At 56.4% G+C, this 17,139-nt stretch carries 16 protein-coding genes, 1 tRNA gene and 1 other RNA gene; 1 reads left to right on the forward strand and 17 read right to left on the reverse strand.

The genetic code is table 11. The annotated features are described in order from the left end of the window. Positions 1-64 precede the first annotated feature (64 nt). From ilvB to H8K03_06440, 3 genes are all read right to left on the reverse strand, one after another. Positions 65-1,840 (reverse strand): biosynthetic-type acetolactate synthase large subunit, encoded by a 1,776-nt coding sequence (gene ilvB, locus H8K03_06430; protein ID UVT21539.1) that lies wholly within the window; start codon positions 1,838-1,840, stop codon positions 65-67. Positions 1,841-2,068: 228 nt separating this feature from the next. Next, an RNA gene (gene rnpB, locus H8K03_06435) (RNase P RNA component class A) lies at positions 2,069-2,496 on the reverse strand. A gap of 90 nt (positions 2,497-2,586) precedes the next feature. Further along, the gene (locus H8K03_06440; protein UVT21540.1) at positions 2,587-3,456 is read right to left on the reverse strand and encodes a M48 family metallopeptidase; all 870 of its coding nucleotides are present in this window, start codon (positions 3,454-3,456) and stop codon (positions 2,587-2,589) included. Between the two features lie 113 nt (positions 3,457-3,569). Here H8K03_06440 and rnhC point away from each other — a divergent pair, with 113 nt between their 5' ends. Then, positions 3,570-4,238, forward strand: coding sequence for a ribonuclease HIII (rnhC, locus tag H8K03_06445; GenBank protein ID UVT21541.1), 669 nt, complete (start codon positions 3,570-3,572; stop codon positions 4,236-4,238). On the opposite strand, the gene H8K03_06450 is transcribed toward rnhC, so the two are convergent. From H8K03_06450 to murA, 14 genes are all read right to left on the reverse strand, one after another. Continuing rightward, complete coding sequence (locus H8K03_06450) at positions 4,235-5,008, reverse strand: hypothetical protein (protein UVT21542.1); 774 nt, start codon at positions 5,006-5,008, stop codon at positions 4,235-4,237. The two genes, rnhC and H8K03_06450, sit on opposite strands and share 4 nt — an antisense overlap. A 53-nt stretch (positions 5,009-5,061) precedes the next feature. Beyond that, a tRNA-Ile gene (locus H8K03_06455) sits at positions 5,062-5,138 on the reverse strand. Between the two features lie 155 nt (positions 5,139-5,293). Next, entirely contained in the window at positions 5,294-7,108 is a 1,815-nt protein-coding gene (rpoD, locus tag H8K03_06460) for an RNA polymerase sigma factor RpoD (protein UVT21543.1), read from the reverse strand. A 2-nt stretch (positions 7,109-7,110) separates the two neighbouring features. Beyond that, positions 7,111-8,934 (reverse strand): DNA primase, encoded by a 1,824-nt coding sequence (locus tag H8K03_06465; GenBank protein UVT21544.1) that lies wholly within the window; start codon positions 8,932-8,934, stop codon positions 7,111-7,113. Positions 8,935-9,081: 147 nt separating this feature from the next. Further along, positions 9,082-9,426: a histidine triad nucleotide-binding protein gene (locus H8K03_06470; GenBank protein ID UVT21545.1), complete on the reverse strand. Its 345-nt coding sequence runs from the start codon at positions 9,424-9,426 to the stop codon at positions 9,082-9,084. A gap of 90 nt (positions 9,427-9,516) precedes the next feature. Further along, positions 9,517-10,185, reverse strand: coding sequence for a bifunctional phosphoribosyl-AMP cyclohydrolase/phosphoribosyl-ATP diphosphatase HisIE (locus H8K03_06475; protein UVT21546.1), 669 nt, complete (start codon positions 10,183-10,185; stop codon positions 9,517-9,519). Positions 10,186-10,189: 4 nt separating this feature from the next. After that, the gene (hisF, locus tag H8K03_06480; protein ID UVT22393.1) at positions 10,190-10,972 is read right to left on the reverse strand and encodes an imidazole glycerol phosphate synthase subunit HisF; all 783 of its coding nucleotides are present in this window, start codon (positions 10,970-10,972) and stop codon (positions 10,190-10,192) included. 1 nt (position 10,973) lies between these two features. Continuing rightward, on the reverse strand, positions 10,974-11,711 hold the full coding sequence (gene hisA / locus H8K03_06485; GenBank protein UVT21547.1) for a 1-(5-phosphoribosyl)-5-[(5-phosphoribosylamino)methylideneamino]imidazole-4-carboxamide isomerase: 738 nt from the start codon (positions 11,709-11,711) through the stop codon (positions 10,974-10,976). Positions 11,712-11,713: 2 nt separating this feature from the next. Next, a complete protein-coding gene (locus H8K03_06490; protein ID UVT21548.1) occupies positions 11,714-12,463 on the reverse strand; it encodes a hypothetical protein in 750 nt (249 codons plus the stop codon). Continuing rightward, the gene (gene hisH / locus H8K03_06495) at positions 12,454-13,062 is read right to left on the reverse strand and encodes an imidazole glycerol phosphate synthase subunit HisH (protein UVT21549.1); all 609 of its coding nucleotides are present in this window, start codon (positions 13,060-13,062) and stop codon (positions 12,454-12,456) included. Before hisH ends, H8K03_06490 begins: the two co-directional genes overlap by 10 nt. Before the next feature lie 210 nt (positions 13,063-13,272). Continuing rightward, positions 13,273-13,881, reverse strand: coding sequence for an imidazoleglycerol-phosphate dehydratase HisB (hisB, locus tag H8K03_06500; GenBank protein ID UVT21550.1), 609 nt, complete (start codon positions 13,879-13,881; stop codon positions 13,273-13,275). Then, on the reverse strand, positions 13,878-15,161 hold the full coding sequence (gene hisD, locus H8K03_06505; protein ID UVT21551.1) for a histidinol dehydrogenase: 1,284 nt from the start codon (positions 15,159-15,161) through the stop codon (positions 13,878-13,880). Before hisD ends, hisB begins: the two co-directional genes overlap by 4 nt. Next, positions 15,158-15,856: an ATP phosphoribosyltransferase gene (locus H8K03_06510; protein ID UVT21552.1), complete on the reverse strand. Its 699-nt coding sequence runs from the start codon at positions 15,854-15,856 to the stop codon at positions 15,158-15,160. The genes hisD and H8K03_06510 overlap by 4 nt, the downstream gene beginning before the upstream one ends. 9 nt (positions 15,857-15,865) lie before the next feature. Next, positions 15,866-17,134: a UDP-N-acetylglucosamine 1-carboxyvinyltransferase gene (gene murA / locus H8K03_06515; GenBank protein ID UVT21553.1), complete on the reverse strand. Its 1,269-nt coding sequence runs from the start codon at positions 17,132-17,134 to the stop codon at positions 15,866-15,868. Between the last annotated feature and the right edge of the window lie 5 nt (positions 17,135-17,139).

Genomic DNA, 17,139 nt, shown 5'->3' on the forward strand with positions numbered 1-17,139 from the left:
AGACTCGAGTACCGAGAGCTGAGCCGACCACCCAACACTAAGCACCCACCACTCAGACCTTCCTTTAAGCCGTGAGCACCGTATCTTTATCTTCCGGCGTCACTTTCGCCGCACCGGATTGTTTCTTCTTCAACTCCGGCGGATCTTCCAAAATCATTTCATGATTACACCCGCCGGCCGGAATCATCGGATAGCAGTTCTCAAACGGATACGTCGGAACATCCACAATGACCGGTTTATCCGTAGACAAGGCTTCTTTCAGCACGGCATCGAGATCGTCGGCTTTCTTGACCCGCAATCCCACCGCTCCATAGGCATCCGCCAGTTTGACAAAATCCGGAGTCGTATCCAGATAACTCGACGCGTAGCGCCCTTCGTAGAATAGATCCTGCCATTGCCGGACCATACCGTGAAATCCGTTGTTCAAGATGATGATCTTCACCGGCAGTTTGCTCACCACGGCCGTCGCCATTTCCTGCATATTCATCTGGATGCTGCCGTCTCCCGCAATACAAAGCACCAGACGATCCCGGAAGGCGGCCTGAGCACCCATCGCGGCAGGGAAGCCAAAGCCCATCGTTCCAAGTCCCCCCGAGGTCAACCACCGGTTCGGCTTCGCCAATTTGAAATACTGCGCGGCCCACATCTGGTGCTGTCCGACATCGGTCGAGACGATCGGATCCCTATCCTTAGTCAGTTCATACAACCGCTTGACCACTTGCTGTGGCTTGATCGGCCCGTCCTTGTCTTGGTGATACATCAACGGATGGGCCTGTTGCCATTCTCGGATCTGATCCCACCACGGCTTCCGCAGTTCTTTCTGCTCGCCGTTTACCGTCGCACGCAAGATTTGGTTCAGCTCGCGAAGGACCGCCTTGCAATCGCCGACGATCGGAATGTCGACGTGTATATTTTTTCGAATGGACGTCGGGTCGATATCGATATGGATCACTTTCGCATAGGGACAGAACTCCGACACCTTCCCCGTCACTCGGTCGTCGAACCGAGCGCCGACCGCGATCACAAGGTCGGAGTAATGGACAGCCATGTTGGCCTGATAGGTCCCGTGCATCCCCATCATGCCCATGGAGAGAGAATGTTCTCCGGGAAATGCACCCAAGCCCATCAGCGTCATGTCTACTGGAATCTGTGTCATCTCGGCCAGTTCGAGCAGTTCTTGCGAGGCTCCTGAAAAAACCACGCCGCCGCCGACATAGAGAATCGGCTTTTTGGCCTTCATGATGGCTTCGGCCGCCTGCTTGATCTGCCATTTGTTCCCTTCGTATGTCGGGTTGTAGCCTCGGATCGAGACAGAATTCGGATAGGTGAATTCCGCTTTGGCCATCGACACATCTTTTGGGATATCGACGAGAACAGGCCCGGGACGGCCGGTGGTCGCGATATAAAATGCCTCTTTGATCGTAGCCGCCAAGTCGTTCACATCTTTCACGAGAAAATTGTACTTCGTACAGGGTCGGCTCAAGCCCACATTGTCCGCTTCCTGAAAGGCATCGTTCCCGATCAAACTGGTCGGGACTTGGCCGCTAAAACAGACCAATGGGACGGAATCCATATAGGCATCGGCTAACGCCGTAATCACGTTGGTCATACCGGGACCGGAAGTGACCAGGCACACGCCGGCCTTCCCGGTGGCCTTGGCATAGCCTTCTGCCATGTGCCCCGCGCCCTGTTCATGGCGCGTCAAGATCACCTCAACATCTTTCTGTTGATGGAGCGTATCGAAAATCTTCAAGACCACTCCACCGGGAAGCGCAAAGACCGTTCTGACTCCCTCTCGCTTCAGGCATTCGATGAAGATTTCAGCACCGGTGAGTTTCATGACAACCCTCCCTACGACCGCAAGATCCGGTCTGCCGTCAAAGGATCAGACCTCAAAAGACACGCCTTGCGAAAGACGCATCATCGTGCACAAATGTGTTTGAAATCAAGGGGAAAGATTCGAGATCCTAGCATCCTCAAGGACGACCGTCAATACGAGGCCCCACGGAACGCCCGGAGGAAGAGACTTGAGATCGTCCGGAAGATATGGCGTTCGCCCCAAAAGGGCGTGGGCGGAGAACCTGTAAGCCGGATTCTGTCCCGCAAAGAAGTTTCCCCTTTGCCTGGATGATCATTTCTCTGGGATTCGAGTTACCTCGAACCTCAAGCGACCTACCCGAAGACCTCGACCGGGCCAGTCGGTGTGCAACAGTCCGCGAGGAGCGCTGCACATGTCTTCCTATTTGGCCTTGCACCGGGCGACGCTTACCATGCCGGTGATGTCACCACCACCGCGGTGGGCTCTTACCCCACCGTTTCACCCTTACCTGTGCCTCAGCGACCAGATGGGATCCATTCGCCTTGGCCATCGGCGGTTTGATTTCTGTGGTGCCGGTGTCGGATTACTCCGCCTGGGAATTACCCAGCGCCCTGCCCATGGAGTCCGGACTTTCCTCCCGATACCAACAAGCACCGAGCGACCATCCAGTCCTCCACCCACGCGGGTTCAGTATACGAAAGGCCGTAGGCGGAAACAAGGAGAGCTGTGGATACCATGTGCGATTGGGTCGACGGAACTCGCGCCGACTATCGCCCACTTACCTCCGGCAACGGTACAGCGGGCACCGGAGTTCGTTTCTGATAGAGGGCCATGGCTTCCGGCATCCAACTCTTCAATTGGTCAATTCTGGTCTCGTGGCCGGGATGGGTGGATAAAAATTCAGCCGGTCCGCCCCCTCCCGAGGACTGTGCCATCCGCTCCCAAAGGGCAACCGACTCACGCGGGTCATACCCCGCATCAGCGGCCAAGAGAATGCCTATGTAATCCGCCTCCGATTCATGTTTTCGGCTGAAGGGAAGGAGAACGCCGACCTGCGCTCCCACTCCAAGCGCCGCCATGGTAGCCTGACCAAGCATAGGGTTCCCGCCGCTCATTCCAATCGCCGCACCGGCAGCTTGTAACCCGATATTCGTCAGCTGCCCTTGACTCATGCGTTCCGCACCATGGCGAGCCAACGCATGCACGACCTCATGCCCCATGACGGCTGCCAAGCCCGCTTCCGTCTTGGCCATGGGGAAAATACCCGTGTAGACCGCCATTTTTCCACCAGGCAGCGCAAACGCATTGGCCGTTTTGTCATCTTTGATCACGGACACTTCCCACTGAAACTGCTTGGCCATCTCGGCATATTTTGAGCGTTTCGCGGCTTCGACGATCCGAGCGGCCACTCGTTTCACCGGTTCGATTTCACGGGGATCTTGGGACAGTTTCATCTTCGGATCGGTTTTGATCTGATTATACGCCTGCGCCCCCATTTGCATCTCTTGACCGACCGACGACATCAACAACTGCGACCGGCCTGTGTAGGGGTTGGTCTCGCACCCTGCCACGCCGAACCCAGCCACCACGAGACATGCGATCATGGTCCTTTGCCTCAATAGCGGGGCGTGCATCATACATCCTCCAACCACATGCGTCTTCTGGATCCGTCGTACTTGATTGACCACCCTGCATTCCATTGGTAGATTACGCCGCCCTAGACAGGATTTCCAGAGGGGAGAACAGCCTCATGTCAGCGCGACATCCCCACAGCACAAGTTCAATTGAGCGCATCGGCATCGACGAATCCGGGAAAGGCGACTACTTCGGTCCGCTCGTCATCGCCGCCGTCTTTGTCGACGCCACGACACAAGGCGAGCTCGCGCTCATGCAGGTCCGAGATAGCAAAAAAATCTCCGACGGGCGCATTCTCGAAATGGCTCCCGACATCAAGACTATTTGCCCACACAGCGTCATCGCCATTGGACCGAAGAAATACAACGAGCTCTATGGGAAGATTCGCAACCTCAATCGTCTGCTTGCCTGGGGCCATGCCAAGGCGCTCGAGACCTTGCTTGAACGCGTGACATGCGAGCGAGCCATCTCCGACCAGTTCGGAGACGAGCGATTAATCCTCAACGTGCTGCAGGAAAAGGGCCGGAAGATCGTGCTTGAACAACGGACGAAAGCGGAATCGGATCTTGCCGTCGCTGCAGCGTCTATCCTGGCTCGGGCCGAATTTCTATTCCGATTGAAGCGATTGTCAGGCGAAGTCGGCACCACCCTACCGAAAGGCGCCTCCCCGGCCGTCGAACTCGCCGCGAAGATGATCATCAAGAAACACGGGCGGGAACGGCTGGACTCAGTGGCAAAGCTCCACTTCAAAACCACCCAAGCCATCCTGGCGGGACTACCCTAGACCGATTCTCCCACTTCGAGGTCCGATGGCTTCCCTCCTGGCACTGAGGGAGCTTCTGCGGCCGGCTCGCCTTCCCAGTACAAGATACGACGGCAGTAGGGGCAGAAGTGTAAATTGTCGGAGCGTTTGACTTGCGCAATGAGCTGCGGCGGGATCTGAAGGCGGCACCCGAGACAGATGCCGTCACGCACCGCGGCAAGCGGCTGATCCTTCCTCGAGGCCTTGACCTGGGTGTAGCGATCAAGCAGGGACTTCTCAACCCGAGCCGATGCTTCGCGATGGTGCGTTTCGAGTTGAGCCAGTTCCACAGCGAGTTCCTTGTCCTGCGTATCCAGCCTTTCCTTCTCTTGGACAAAAACCTTCTCGAGTGCACGATGTTTCTCTTGAAGCTCTTTTGCGGTCCTCTGAAGCTCGTCGATCTTCTCCATCGACAACAGAATCTTTTCCTCGAAATCTCCCCGCTTCTTGTTCGCCAGCTCCAGCTCGAATAAATGTGCCTGATATTCTTTGTTGGTCTTCAGACTTGCCGCATGCGACTTCATCTTCTCGGTCTGTGCCTCATGAGCTTCGAGATCTTTTTCGTGGGAACGCCGCTCCTTGGTGGCAGCTTCAACGGCTGCCTTCGTATCATTCAGGAGCTGAGCTGCTTCTCGGAGCGGAGATTCGGCGGCATGGAGACGTTCAGGGATTTTTCTGCGGATCTCAGTGACCTCCATGATACGGAGATCGAGCTTTTGCAGTTCGATGAGTGGGGAGAGTTTTTGATTCAACGTGTCCTTTCCATCACGACTGGCGCCCTGAAGGCATCAGGCGCGCTTCCGGCTGGTGGGCCCACTAGGACTTGAACCTAGGACCAGCTGATTATGAGTCAGCCGCTCTAACCACCTGAGCTATGGGCCCGATCGGAAAGGGTTCGAGCTCAGGCTGACGTCTGAGTGAGCACTTGCGCCTGACGACTTCGTCGTCCTCAATCTCGGTATTTGCATCAACCTGAACCTGGATTCTAGGCCGTCCCTCCGAATAGAGTCAAATCAGACCACCGTGAGATTGGCCCCCTAGAGACTCTCGACAAAACTCCTCAGCTTCTTACTGCGGCTCGGATGCCGCAATTTCCTCAGGGCCTTGGCTTCGATTTGTCTGATACGTTCGCGTGTCACTTCGAAATCCTGGCCGACTTCTTCCAACGTATGGTCGGTCGCTTCTCCGATACCGAACCGCTTTCGCAAGACTTTCTCCTCACGCGGGGTCAGGGTTTCCAAGGCACTGTTGATCTGCCGCTGCAAGTCGTAACGAATCGCGGCTTCCAACGGAGACACCGCCTTCTTGTCTTCGATGAAATCACCGAGATGGCTGTCTTCCTCTTCTCCGATGGGAGTCTCGAGTGAGATGGGTTCGCGGGCGATCTTGAGAATCTTCCGAACTTTGTCCAACGGCAAATCCATGCGCTCGGCGATCTCTTCGGGAAGCGGTTCCCGCCCCAGTTTCTGCACGAGATGCCTGGAGGTCCGAATGAGTTTATTGATCGTTTCGATCATGTGTACCGGGATCCGGATCGTTCGCGCCTGATCGGCAATGGCCCGGGTAATCGCCTGCCGAATCCACCAGGTGGCATAGGTACTGAACTTGTACCCGCGCTTATACTCGAATTTGTCCACCGCCTTCATGAGCCCGATATTGCCTTCCTGGATGAGATCGAGGAACTGCAGGCCCCGGTTGGTGTACTTCTTGGCGATGCTGACCACGAGACGCAGATTCGCTTCGACCAACTCCGCCTTCCCGCGCTTGACCTTCTCTTCGGCAATGTCCAGATGTTTGACCGCGTCCTTGATTTCTTCCGCCGGGACAAGCGCTTCTTCCGTTTCGAGTTGGCGGACCTTCCCTTTGGCGGCTTGATAGACTTTCCGAATCTCCAGCAGGGTCTCTTCCGACACTCCGGTTTTCCGTTTGACCGCCAAGAAATCTTGACGACTCCGGCACATCTTTCTCAGAAGCTCGGCCCCGGCCTCTCCACCCACCCCAATGCGGCGCTGGCAACTGACCGCCTCCCGTTCCGCCACCCTGATCTGAACCGCGAGATCCCGAACGCGCTGGACCATCCGGTCTTTCAAGACACCATGGAGGTTCACCGATTCAATCTTGTTCACCACTTGCTGGCGGATTGCATCGAATTGCTTCTTGTACTTCTTTTGTTTAACCGGATCACTGCCGATATGCTTGCCCTTCTCCGCCAGCGCCTTGAGCGCAAGCGAGACCTTCCGAACGGAGTTCAATGCCTCCAGCGTCTTCACCCGCAGCTCTTCGTAATCCCGCTCCACCGGTTGCTGCTCTTCCTCAAAATCCTCCTCGGTCTCTTGAACCGGCACGATTTCGCGCACATCGATCTTGGCGTTCTTGAGCTGATCCCGAAGAGCCAGGACGAACTCGATGGTCATCGGCATACCGTAGATCACCGAGGCGATATCTTTTTTGCCCTCTTCAATTCGCTTGGCGATTTCGATCTCGCCTTCACGGCTGAGCAGCGCCACGCTCCCCATTTCTTTGAGATACAGCCGCACAGGGTCGTCAGTACGGCTGAGTGCGCCAGGCGTCAGATCGATCGCCTTATCGTTCTCTTCCTCGGCCTCCGCCTCGACGTCCTCCACATCCTCGCCCACCTCGCCTTCAGATCGTTTCTGAAGCCGCTCCCCCTCCGCTCCTTCGACGATTTCGATGTCCATTTCACCGAACATCGCCATAATGCTGCCGAACTGGTCCGAAGACACCACTTCAGCGGGCAAAGTGCTATTGAGCTCGTCATATGTCAGGAAACCTTTTTCCTTCCCGATCGTAATCAGCTTCTTCACCTCACCGAGCAACTCTTGTTTCGGCATGACTACTCCTTCACCAATGAAACCACACCGGCGGTCTGCGTGCCGGCTTTCCGCATCCGTACTTCGTTGATCTTCACGTTCAGCAGACGCGCATCGTCCACCCGACCTTCGCGTTCGGCCGTTTTCAGTCCCGCAATGAGTTCCCTCAGCGCCTGTTCCGATCGCTTCCGGTCCAGACGATCCAGACAATCGTTAATGTGAGCCGGCACGTCGTCGAAATGATCATCACGAAGCGACAGCTCCGTGGCCAAGGTCCCGCAATCGGGGTCTTCCACTGACTCATCCAATACCGGCTGGATCTGGATGCGTCCGTCGCGGCCCACGTGGGTCAACGCCAGCTCCACAAGCTTGCGACAGGCTTCGACTGTAAACTTCTCAGGCTGCAGCCGCCGGACATCAGTCGCCGAGAGCTTGCCACCCAACATGAGGAGCACCAAGTCCCGCTCTTCCGGCATACCTTTGAATAGGAAATCTACCGTTTTACCGGTACCCCCCGGTCGCGCTGTCCCGGAATCCTGCCTCTGCCGGACAATGAGTGCCGGATAGCGTTCGATCAAACGCGACTGATTGATTCCCAACCGTTCGGCCGCAACTTTGAGGCGCTCCTCCCGCTCGATCGGATGTTCGCTCCTCTGTAGAATACGGAGGATCTCATCCACGCTGCGGATTCTGCCCTCGATCGTACTCGCTTCCGTCGCCTTGAGACTATGCTCCAACGCGAAGTCCAGTAGACTCGGCGCCTGTTCCTCCAAACGTACGAACGAGTCGGGACCATGTTTTCGAACATACGTGTCGGGATCCTCGCCTGCCGGTAACGTGACGACTTTGACCCCCAACCCGCTGTTCACGAACAAATCCAACCCTCTCAAGGCTGCTCGCACACCTGCTGCGTCCGGATCGAAGAGCAGAACGACATTGTCGGCAAAGCGCCGCATGATTTGTACATGTTCAGGGGTCAAGGCGGTGCCCAGCGTGGCGACGGTATGTGCAATGCCGGCTTGATGCAGCGCAATCGCGTCAAAATATCCCTCGACCACAATCACCGTTTTCGTTCGGCCGACGGCGTCACGCGCATGGTCGAACGCAAAGAGCGTCTGGCTCTTCTTGAACAGAGGGGTGTCCGGTGAATTAAGGTACTTGGGCATGCCCTCGCCCAGCACGCGCCCGCCGAACCCCACCACGCGCTTGCGAAGATCAGTAATCGCAAACATCACTCGACCATGAAATTTGTCGCAATAGCCGGAGCCATTTTTTCTGGGACTGATCAATCCGGCGGTAAGAAGTTCGGCGGTTGAAAAGCCTCGCTTCGTCAATGCTCTGAGCAAGCCATCCCATTCCGACGAGCCGACGCCGATCAGAAAGCGATCAATAGTAGCTTGTTGAATTCCACGGGCTTCCAAATACTGGCGTCCACCGGTCCCGATTCGACCGTCCCGCAGGTTTTGCTGGAACCAGAGCGCCGCCGCCTGATTCAGCTGCTCAAGCCGTTGTAGCTGTGACATCTGAGCCTGGGCATGCGGAGAAGCCTCCTGAACCTCGATCCCCACCTTTCGTCCAAGATCCCGAACCACGTCCGGGAAACTTTCACCGGTCAGCCTGGTCAGAAATGTAAAGACGTTCCCACCTGCGCCACAGGCAAAGCAGTGAAAAATTTGCTTGGAAGGACTCACCGTGAAAGAGGGATTTTTGTCCGCATGGAACGGGCAGAGCCCTTTGAGATTCTGTCCGGTTCTGGTGAGGGAGATATGCTGTCCGACGACATCGGCAATGTCGACGCGATCCCTGATCCGGTTAATCACATCTTCAGAAATCAAACCTCTACCCACGAGAGCCGGGCTCCTTCATGCCGTCTCGCACGACCGGACGGAACGGTTGCTAAATGACTAGAATAATTGACCGAGTAGACTAACAGACGAAAACGAAAGGTGTCAATTGACTGAGAACGAAGCCGGCGGGCATTTTCACCATCGGGTTCAGCCTGGAGGCCAACTCATGTGCCGCCCGCCGAGCACGTGGAAATGGAGATGAAAGACCGTCTGCCCTGCATCTCTCCCGGTATTCGTCACCAGCCGATAGCCGGACTCCTGAAGCCCTTTAAGGGCTGCGACTTTTGTACAACTCATCAGCAATCGCGCCAGCAGGGACTCATCGCCAGCCCCTAGATCCTGAATGGCCGACACATGCCGTTTGGGGATCACCAGCGTATGGACGGGCGCTTGAGGATGAATGTCGTCAAAGGCCACAGTGTGTTCATCCTCTTGGACCAGCTTCGCCGGGATCTTCTTTTCCACGATCTTACAAAAGAGACAATCGCTCATATCGACCTCATGAAGCAGGTTTCTTTTTCCAATATGGGATGCCTGATCCAACCATCGAACCAAGCAGCGCTCGTCGAGGATGACCGATGCCTACTTCTCGAACCGCAAGCCCGACTTCCCAAATCTTCGTCCCAACTCTCCATAAATGTCCTGTAACGAGATATCGTGGTACCCCAAGACCATCAGCGTATGGAAAAACAGATCGGCGATCTCGTACACGATCTCCTCTTTCTTACCGCCTTTCGACGCCAACAGGACTTCCCCGGCTTCTTCGGCCACCTTTTTGAGAATTTTGTCATGCCCCCCCTCGAATAGCTTCGAGGTATAAGAGCCTGCCTGCGGAGTGGAGCGGCGATCTTTGATGGTCCGGAGAACACTTTCAAGAATTCCACCCTGGGCATCTTGTGAGTTCGGACGAACGACGCAGCCTTCTTCATCTAATCTCGAAAAAAAACAGGCCCGTTCCCCTGTATGACAGGTCGGCCCGGCCGGTTGAGCTTTCACGAGAATGGTGTCATCGTCGCAGTCAATGAAGAGCTCTTTCACATGAAGCGTATGACCGGACGTTTCCCCCTTCTCCCATAGCTTGTTTCTGGACCGGCTCCAAAAATACACCCTTCTTGTGGCAACCGTCTTGGCAAGCGCTTCTTGATTCATATACCCAAGCATCAACACCGTCCCATCGAGCCAATCCTGAATCACCGCCGGGAGAAGGCCTTGCTCGTTAAATTTAAAGCGATCAACCGCTATTTGGTTCATTCGATCACGCGACTCGAGCGATATTATGATTGATGCGGACTGGGACACCACGTTCCTCTAGATAGGCCTTTGCTTGGGAGATGGTATAGGTCCGAAAATGAAAAATGGAGGCGGCCAAGACCGCGTCCGCTTTTCCCTTCACAAAACCATCGTAGAGATGGTCGAGCGTCCCCACTCCACCCGACGCAATCACAGGAATCGGGAGGGCTCCCGATACGGCGGCTGTCAGGTCCAAATCGTACCCGGTCTGCCGGCCATCCTGATCCATGCTGGTCAATAGGATCTCACCGGCGCCGTACTGTTCCATCCGTTTTGCCCACTCGACCACATCGAGTCCGGTCGGTTGCCGACCGCCGTGGGTGTAGACTTCCCAGTGACCGCCCGTTGCTTGCTTTGCGTCGATGGCCACGACGATGCATTGCGTGCCGAACCGCTGAGCGGCCTCTTGCACGAACTCAGGCCGTCGGACTGCTGCGGTATTGATGCTCACTTTATCTGCCCCTGCATTCAGTAAGGCCCGAATATCGTCAAGCGTTCCCACGCCGCCGCCGACCGTCACCGGCATGAATACACGGGCCGCCGTCCGCTCGACGACGTCGATGATCGTCTTCCGATTTTCATGCGAGGCTGTGATATCCAAAAAACAGAGTTCATCCGCCCCTTCGTGATCATACCCCACAGCTGCTTCAACCGGATCACCGGCATCGCGGAGATTCACGAAGCTGACACCCTTGACCACCCGGCCCTCTTTGACATCAAGACAGGGAATGATGCGCTTGGTCAGCATGTCACCCGGCGATGGGGTTGTGAGTAAGAGCGGCGACTGCGGCCCGATAGTCCAGCTTGCCATCGTAGAGTGCCTTGCCGACAATCGCTCCCTCAATTTTGGGACCAAGCGACTGGACCGCACGAAGATCCTCTAGGCGAGCAATTCCTCCCGAGGCGATCACCGGAAATGGCGAGGCCTCCACGATGTCTTTCAAGGCAGACAGATTCGGCCCGCTCAGCATGCCGTCCCGCGCAATGTCGGTATAGATCACCGCCCCAATCGCACAACTCGAGAGGTCTTTCAGGAGTTCGATCGCCTTGACGTCCGACACGGCTGTCCAGCCCTTGACCGCCACTCGGCCGTCCCGCGCATCGAGCCCAAGCACGATTCGCTGTGGAAATTCACGGCAAGCCTGATCGAGAAAGGCCCGATCCATAAGCGCGGCCGTGCCGAGCACCACGCGTGAGACGCCGGCACTCAGATACTGCCGAACCGTTTCCAGAGTTCTGATGCCGCCACCGACCTGGATTGATGCACGGACCGACCTCATGACGCATTGGATCTGCGGCAGATTCTTGGGCTCACCGTCGACCGCTCCGTTCAAATCCACGACGTGGATGAGACTGGCTCCGCTCTGGTCCCACCTGCGTGCGACCTCCGCGACATCGTCAGAATAGATCGTTTCGGCAGCCATATCGCCTTGCCGGAGCCGTACGCAACGTCCGTCCTTCAGGTCGATGGCAGGAATAACCAACATAATTACTTGTCCTCGCCTGCGCCGAATGGAAACTCCTTCAGGATCTCATCGACGCCGTATTCTGCCAGTTCCTCCGCCGTGACGAAGGCCCATCGCTGTAAAAATCCCATGAGGTCTTCGGTCATGGGCCGTTGCCGCTCATAGTATCCCCCAGCCCAGAGCACTTGTCCGTCCGCCGCCACCACCTTGACATCGAAGCCGACGGTCGCCGGAGGATTGGCCCCTAATCGACTGCCGACCCGCTCTTGGTACACGGATACGAGACCTATCAGGGCGGCATCCGCATTCAGGCGTTTAGCAACTTCGGCTGCGGCATTTTCCGGCCTCATTCCAGCCAGCGCTCCATTACCCAAGGAAGCTCTCGCCGAATCGGCAGGAGACAGCACACGAACACCTTTTCGGTCTTGCAGGCGTCCCCAAAACAGCTCTGTCACCTTCTCAGCCGCGTATCCCGGCACAACCATCGTTTGCCTCGAAGGGGGTTGCGTATTCGGCGGAATTACCAAAGAAATATCGGATCGGCGGACGCTGTCGGGAGTTGGGAGATAGAGTTCGCCTTGATCGGGCGCTTGAGGCGTCGCAATCGATGTAAACGGTATGAAGGCGATGGATCGAATGGCATACCGCGAGAGTTCCTTGGATAACTTCGTCTCAACTTTTGGCCCGCTGCAGCCTATCTCAATGCCTCCCAGCGCCACGAGACCGATCGCCAGGATCATGCGGAACAGCCGGACATGCCGCATCACTTCCATGCTCCAAAATTCTTGATCAGTTGCAGCCCTACCGCCTGACTCTTCTCCGGATGGAACTGGCACGCCACCACATTGTCCTTCCAGATACTCGACGTGAAGGGGACGCCGTATGTCGTCGTCGTGGCCGTGATCTGTTTGTCGCGTGGATCCACAAAAAACGAGTGGACGAAATACCAATCGGCCCCATCGGGGATATTCTCGAACACGGGACAAGGCCGTTCGATGTTCACCTGATTCCAGCCCATGTGAGGAACCTTGAGGGCGCGTTCCCTCGAAAAGGGTCGGACTTTCCCCGGAAGAATGTCGAGCCCCTCATGAGTGCCGAACTCCTCACTTTCCGTAAACAGGAGCTGGAACCCCAGGCAGATTCCCAAAAACGGCTTTCCCGACTGAATCGTGGTCTTGATCGGCTCGATCAAACCATACTGTCTTAAGTTCGCCATGCAGTCCCCGAACGCCCCGACACCCGGCAACACCACATGACTGGCATTCTGAATGGTCGATGAGTCACGGGTGACAATCGCCTGGTGTCCTACAGCCTCAAAGGCTTTCGAAACACTGCGCAAATTCCCCATCCCGTAGTCAATAATGGCAATCATGTCAGTCACAGGTAAGAGGTCGTAACAATACCGCAACTGGACGGTTCCTGCCACTTCGAATTGACCATGCCGACGTATGGATTTTCCGCATTCGCCCCTCTTGTCGAAGACTCAGGTGTCAGGTGCTCCCCACAACCAAAATAGCAAGGGGGCAACCTTGTGAGAAGGCTACCCCCTTACAGGATGTCAGTTCTTATTCGCGTGAATGGACTACAGCATACCCTTCGTCGAAAGTACCTTCCCGGCCAGCCGCTCCTCCAGCATCGTCGCTTGGTCGAGCGCCTTGGCCAGCGCCTTGAAGATCGCTTCCATGATGTGGTGCGGGTTACGGCCATAGAGGAGATTCACATGGAGGTTTAGGCCGCCGTGGGTGACAAAAGCCTGAAAGAAATCCTCGAACAGGCCGAGATCGAACGCCTTGATCTTTCGATCCGGCAGATTCACGTTGTAGACGAGGAATGGTCGGCCGCTGAGATCGACGGTGACTTGAGCCAATGTTTCATCGAGCGGCGCCGAGGCAAACCCAAATCGCTTGATGCCCGCCTTCTCGCCCAACGCCTGATGCAGCGCCTTCCCCATCACAATGCCGACATCTTCCACCGTGTGATGTTCGTCGATGTCGAGGTCACCCTTTGCCTGCACCGTCAGGTCGAAAAACCCATGTTTGGCCAGCAGCTCCAACATATGATCGAAAAATCGAATTCCGGTGTCGATCTTCCCCTGTCCGCTGCCGTCCAAGGTCCACTCGACACGGATGTCGGTCTCCTTGGTGGCGCGTTGGATGCTGGCTTGTCGCAGTGCCGACCCGTTTTTCTTCATGAGAACCTGATCTGTGCCGACTTGGCATGCGCGTCGAACCCTTCGATCTGCGCCAACCGGACCAACGGATCTTTGACCTTGGCCAGTTCTTGTTTCGTATAGTGTACGATGTTGCTGACCTTCACATAGTCGTTGACGGACAGCGGCGAAAAGAAGCGCGCCGTGCCACCAGTCGGCAAGACGTGATTCGGCCCCGCCACATAATCGGCGACCGCCGGGGGCGTATAACGCCCCAAGAACAATGCGCCGGCGTGACGGATCTTCTCCAAATAGTCGAATGGGTTATCCACTGAGAGCGTGAGATGTTCCGCCGCGATTTCGTTGGCTACCGCTATGGCTTCGTCCATGGTGGGCACGACAAACGCCACGGAATGATGCGCAATCGACTTTGACGCGATCTTTTCTCGTTTGAGCCCTCTGAGTTGATCCTCGATCGATTTCGACACATCCTTGGCCAACCGCTCGGAGGTCGTGACAAGAAACACCTGCGCATCTTCGTCATGTTCGGCTTCACAGAGTAGATCGGCAGCCACATGAGCCGGTTTCGCGTCCTCGTCAGCCACTACCAGCAGTTCACTCGGACCGGCGACCATGTCGATTCCCACGGTGCCATAGAGCAGTCGTTTGGCTGTAGCCACGTAGATATTCCCAGGCCCGACGATCTTATCCACTCGCCCGATCGTGTTCGTCCCGTAGGCAAGGGCCGCGACTCCTTGAACGCCACCGACACGATAGATTTCCGTGACTCCGGCGATGTCGGCCGCAACCAGCAGATACGGGTTAATCCCGCCCTTTTGAGGCGGCGTGACCATCACGATGCGCGGCACACCGGCTACTTTGGCCGGAATCGCGCACATCAGCACAGACGACGGATAGACAGCCTTCCCTCCGGGCACATACACCCCGACGGCGTCGACCGGTCCGACGACTTGCCCGAGAGTGGCATCCCCGTCCTGATACATCCATGTTTTCGTCCGCTGCCGCTCATGGAAAGAGGTAATCCGTTGGGCTGCCAGACGCAGCGCGTCCCCTTCGTCTTTCCTGATGTGAAAGTAGGCGTTCTTGATCTCTTCCGGCGTCACACGTAGCGCGTCGGCTTTCAGCGCCACCTTATCGAATTGCTTGGTGTAACGAAGAACAGCTTTATCGCCCCCTCGCTCGACCGCTTGCAGGATTGTGCGCACGATCTTTTCAACAGCCGCGCCGGTTGTTCGACCTCGAAGAGCGGCTTTCTTCAAGGACGGGAGGAAACTGCGATCTGCCTGCGTGACGATCTTCATGAACGAACCATCTTTTTCCTCCGCGCGCCGACGGCCGATGGGCGACCGTTACCGGATGGAGAACGCTGGTTCGGCACCACGGCCCGAAGCTTGCGAATCAACGTCATCAGTGGTTCCTGCTTGAGTCGAAGGCTCGCCCGATTGACGATGAAACGAGCCGTCGATTGGGCAATGACTTCTACTTCGACAAGATCATGCGCCTTGAGTGTGCCGCCGGTCTCGACCAAATCCACGATTCGATCCGCCAGTCCCACCACCGGAGCCAACTCAATGGAGCCGTATAACTTGATGATTTCAACCGGAATCCCGCGCGTGTTGAAATAGCGCTCGGTGATCCGAGGGTATTTCGTGGCGATGCGAATCTTGGACGACAGACGATCATTCGATGCCTCTCCCTGGAGCGCGGCGACGGAGATTCTACACGCTCCGAATCCCAAATCCAATGGTTCGTATACGTCACTATCCTGCTCCATCAAGACGTCTTTTCCGACAATTCCGGCATCGGCGCCCCCATACTCCACATAGGTCGGCACATCGCTGGGGCGAACGATGAGAAACGTCATATCATTCTCCGGACTGACAAAGATCAGCCGGCGGCTCTCCCCTGACAATCCGGCAATTTTGTACCCGGCTCGGCGGAAGAGACCTAGTGCGGATTCTATGAGTTTTCCCTTGGACAGTGCGATCGTCAACATGGACAGCCCCTAGTGAGTCTTCGCCGTAACCTGCCGGCGCCGAACGTCGGCCCCTAACGCTCCTAATTTCTCTTCGATCCGCTCATACCCTCGATCAAGGTGATAGACGCGTTGGACTTGAGTCGTCCCCTCTGCCGCCAAACCAGCGACAATCAGACCGGCACTGGCACGAAGGTCGGACGCCATGACCGGAGCGCCGGTGAGTTTCTTTCGCCCGGTCACGACCAGTCGATTACCCTCCACACGGATATCAGCCCCCATCCGTCGCAATTCTTCTACATGCATGAACCGGCTCTCAAACACCGTTTCGGTTACCACACTTGTACCTTCGGCCAGGCTCATCAAGGCAACCATCTGAGCCTGCATATCGGTGGGAAACCCGGGAAACGGCAAGGTTTTCACGTCGGTTCCCCTCAGTTTGTCAGGCATGGTCAAACGCACCATGTCCTTCTCCTCCTGTACATCAGCCCCCATCTCGCGCAACTTCATCAGCACGGCCTCAAGGTGCCCCGGACGGCAGTGCCTAGCCGTCACATCGCCGTGGGTCATGGCAGCCGCAGCCAGGTAGGTGCCGGCCTCAATGCGATCAGGAATCACTTCGTGGTCTCCGCCATGGAGCTCACGCACGCCTTCGATCGTTATCACGTCTGTTCCGGCCCCTTGGATTCTGGCGCCGCGCTTCACGAGAAAGTCGGCAAGGTCCACGATCTCCGGCTCCTTCGACGCATTTTCCAGTACAGTCACGCCTTCGGCCAGCGATGCCGCCATCATGATGTTTTCGGTGCCGGTTACCGTCGGTGTATCACAGTAGATGTGTCCACCTCTCAATCGTTTCGCCTTGGCTGTGATATAGCCATGTTCGATCGCGATGTCAGCTCCTAATTTCGCCAATCCGGCCAAATGAAGATTCACCGGCCTGGAGCCAATCGCGCAACCTCCGGGAAGAGACACTTTGGCTTCGCCCCACCGGGCAACTAAGGGTCCAAGCACCAACACGGATGCGCGCATGGTCTTGACAAGATCGTAGGGAGCCTCGGTCGATTCAATCGCACCGGCTTGGATGACCGCGCGATTCCCTTCGTGCGATACCTTGGCACCGAGAATTCCCAGGAGCTTTCCCATTGTAAGCACGTCAACGACCCTTGGCACATTGGTGATCACACATTCACCGCCGCCCAGAATGGTTGAGGCCAGAATCGGGAGCGCGGAATTCTTTGCACCGCTGATGAGGACTTCCCCGTACAGCCGTTTGCCGCCGCTGATGAGAATTTCATCCATACAGT

The sequence above is a fragment of the Nitrospira sp. genome (assembly GCA_024760545.1).
Lineage (GTDB): Bacteria > Nitrospirota > Nitrospiria > Nitrospirales > Nitrospiraceae > Nitrospira_D.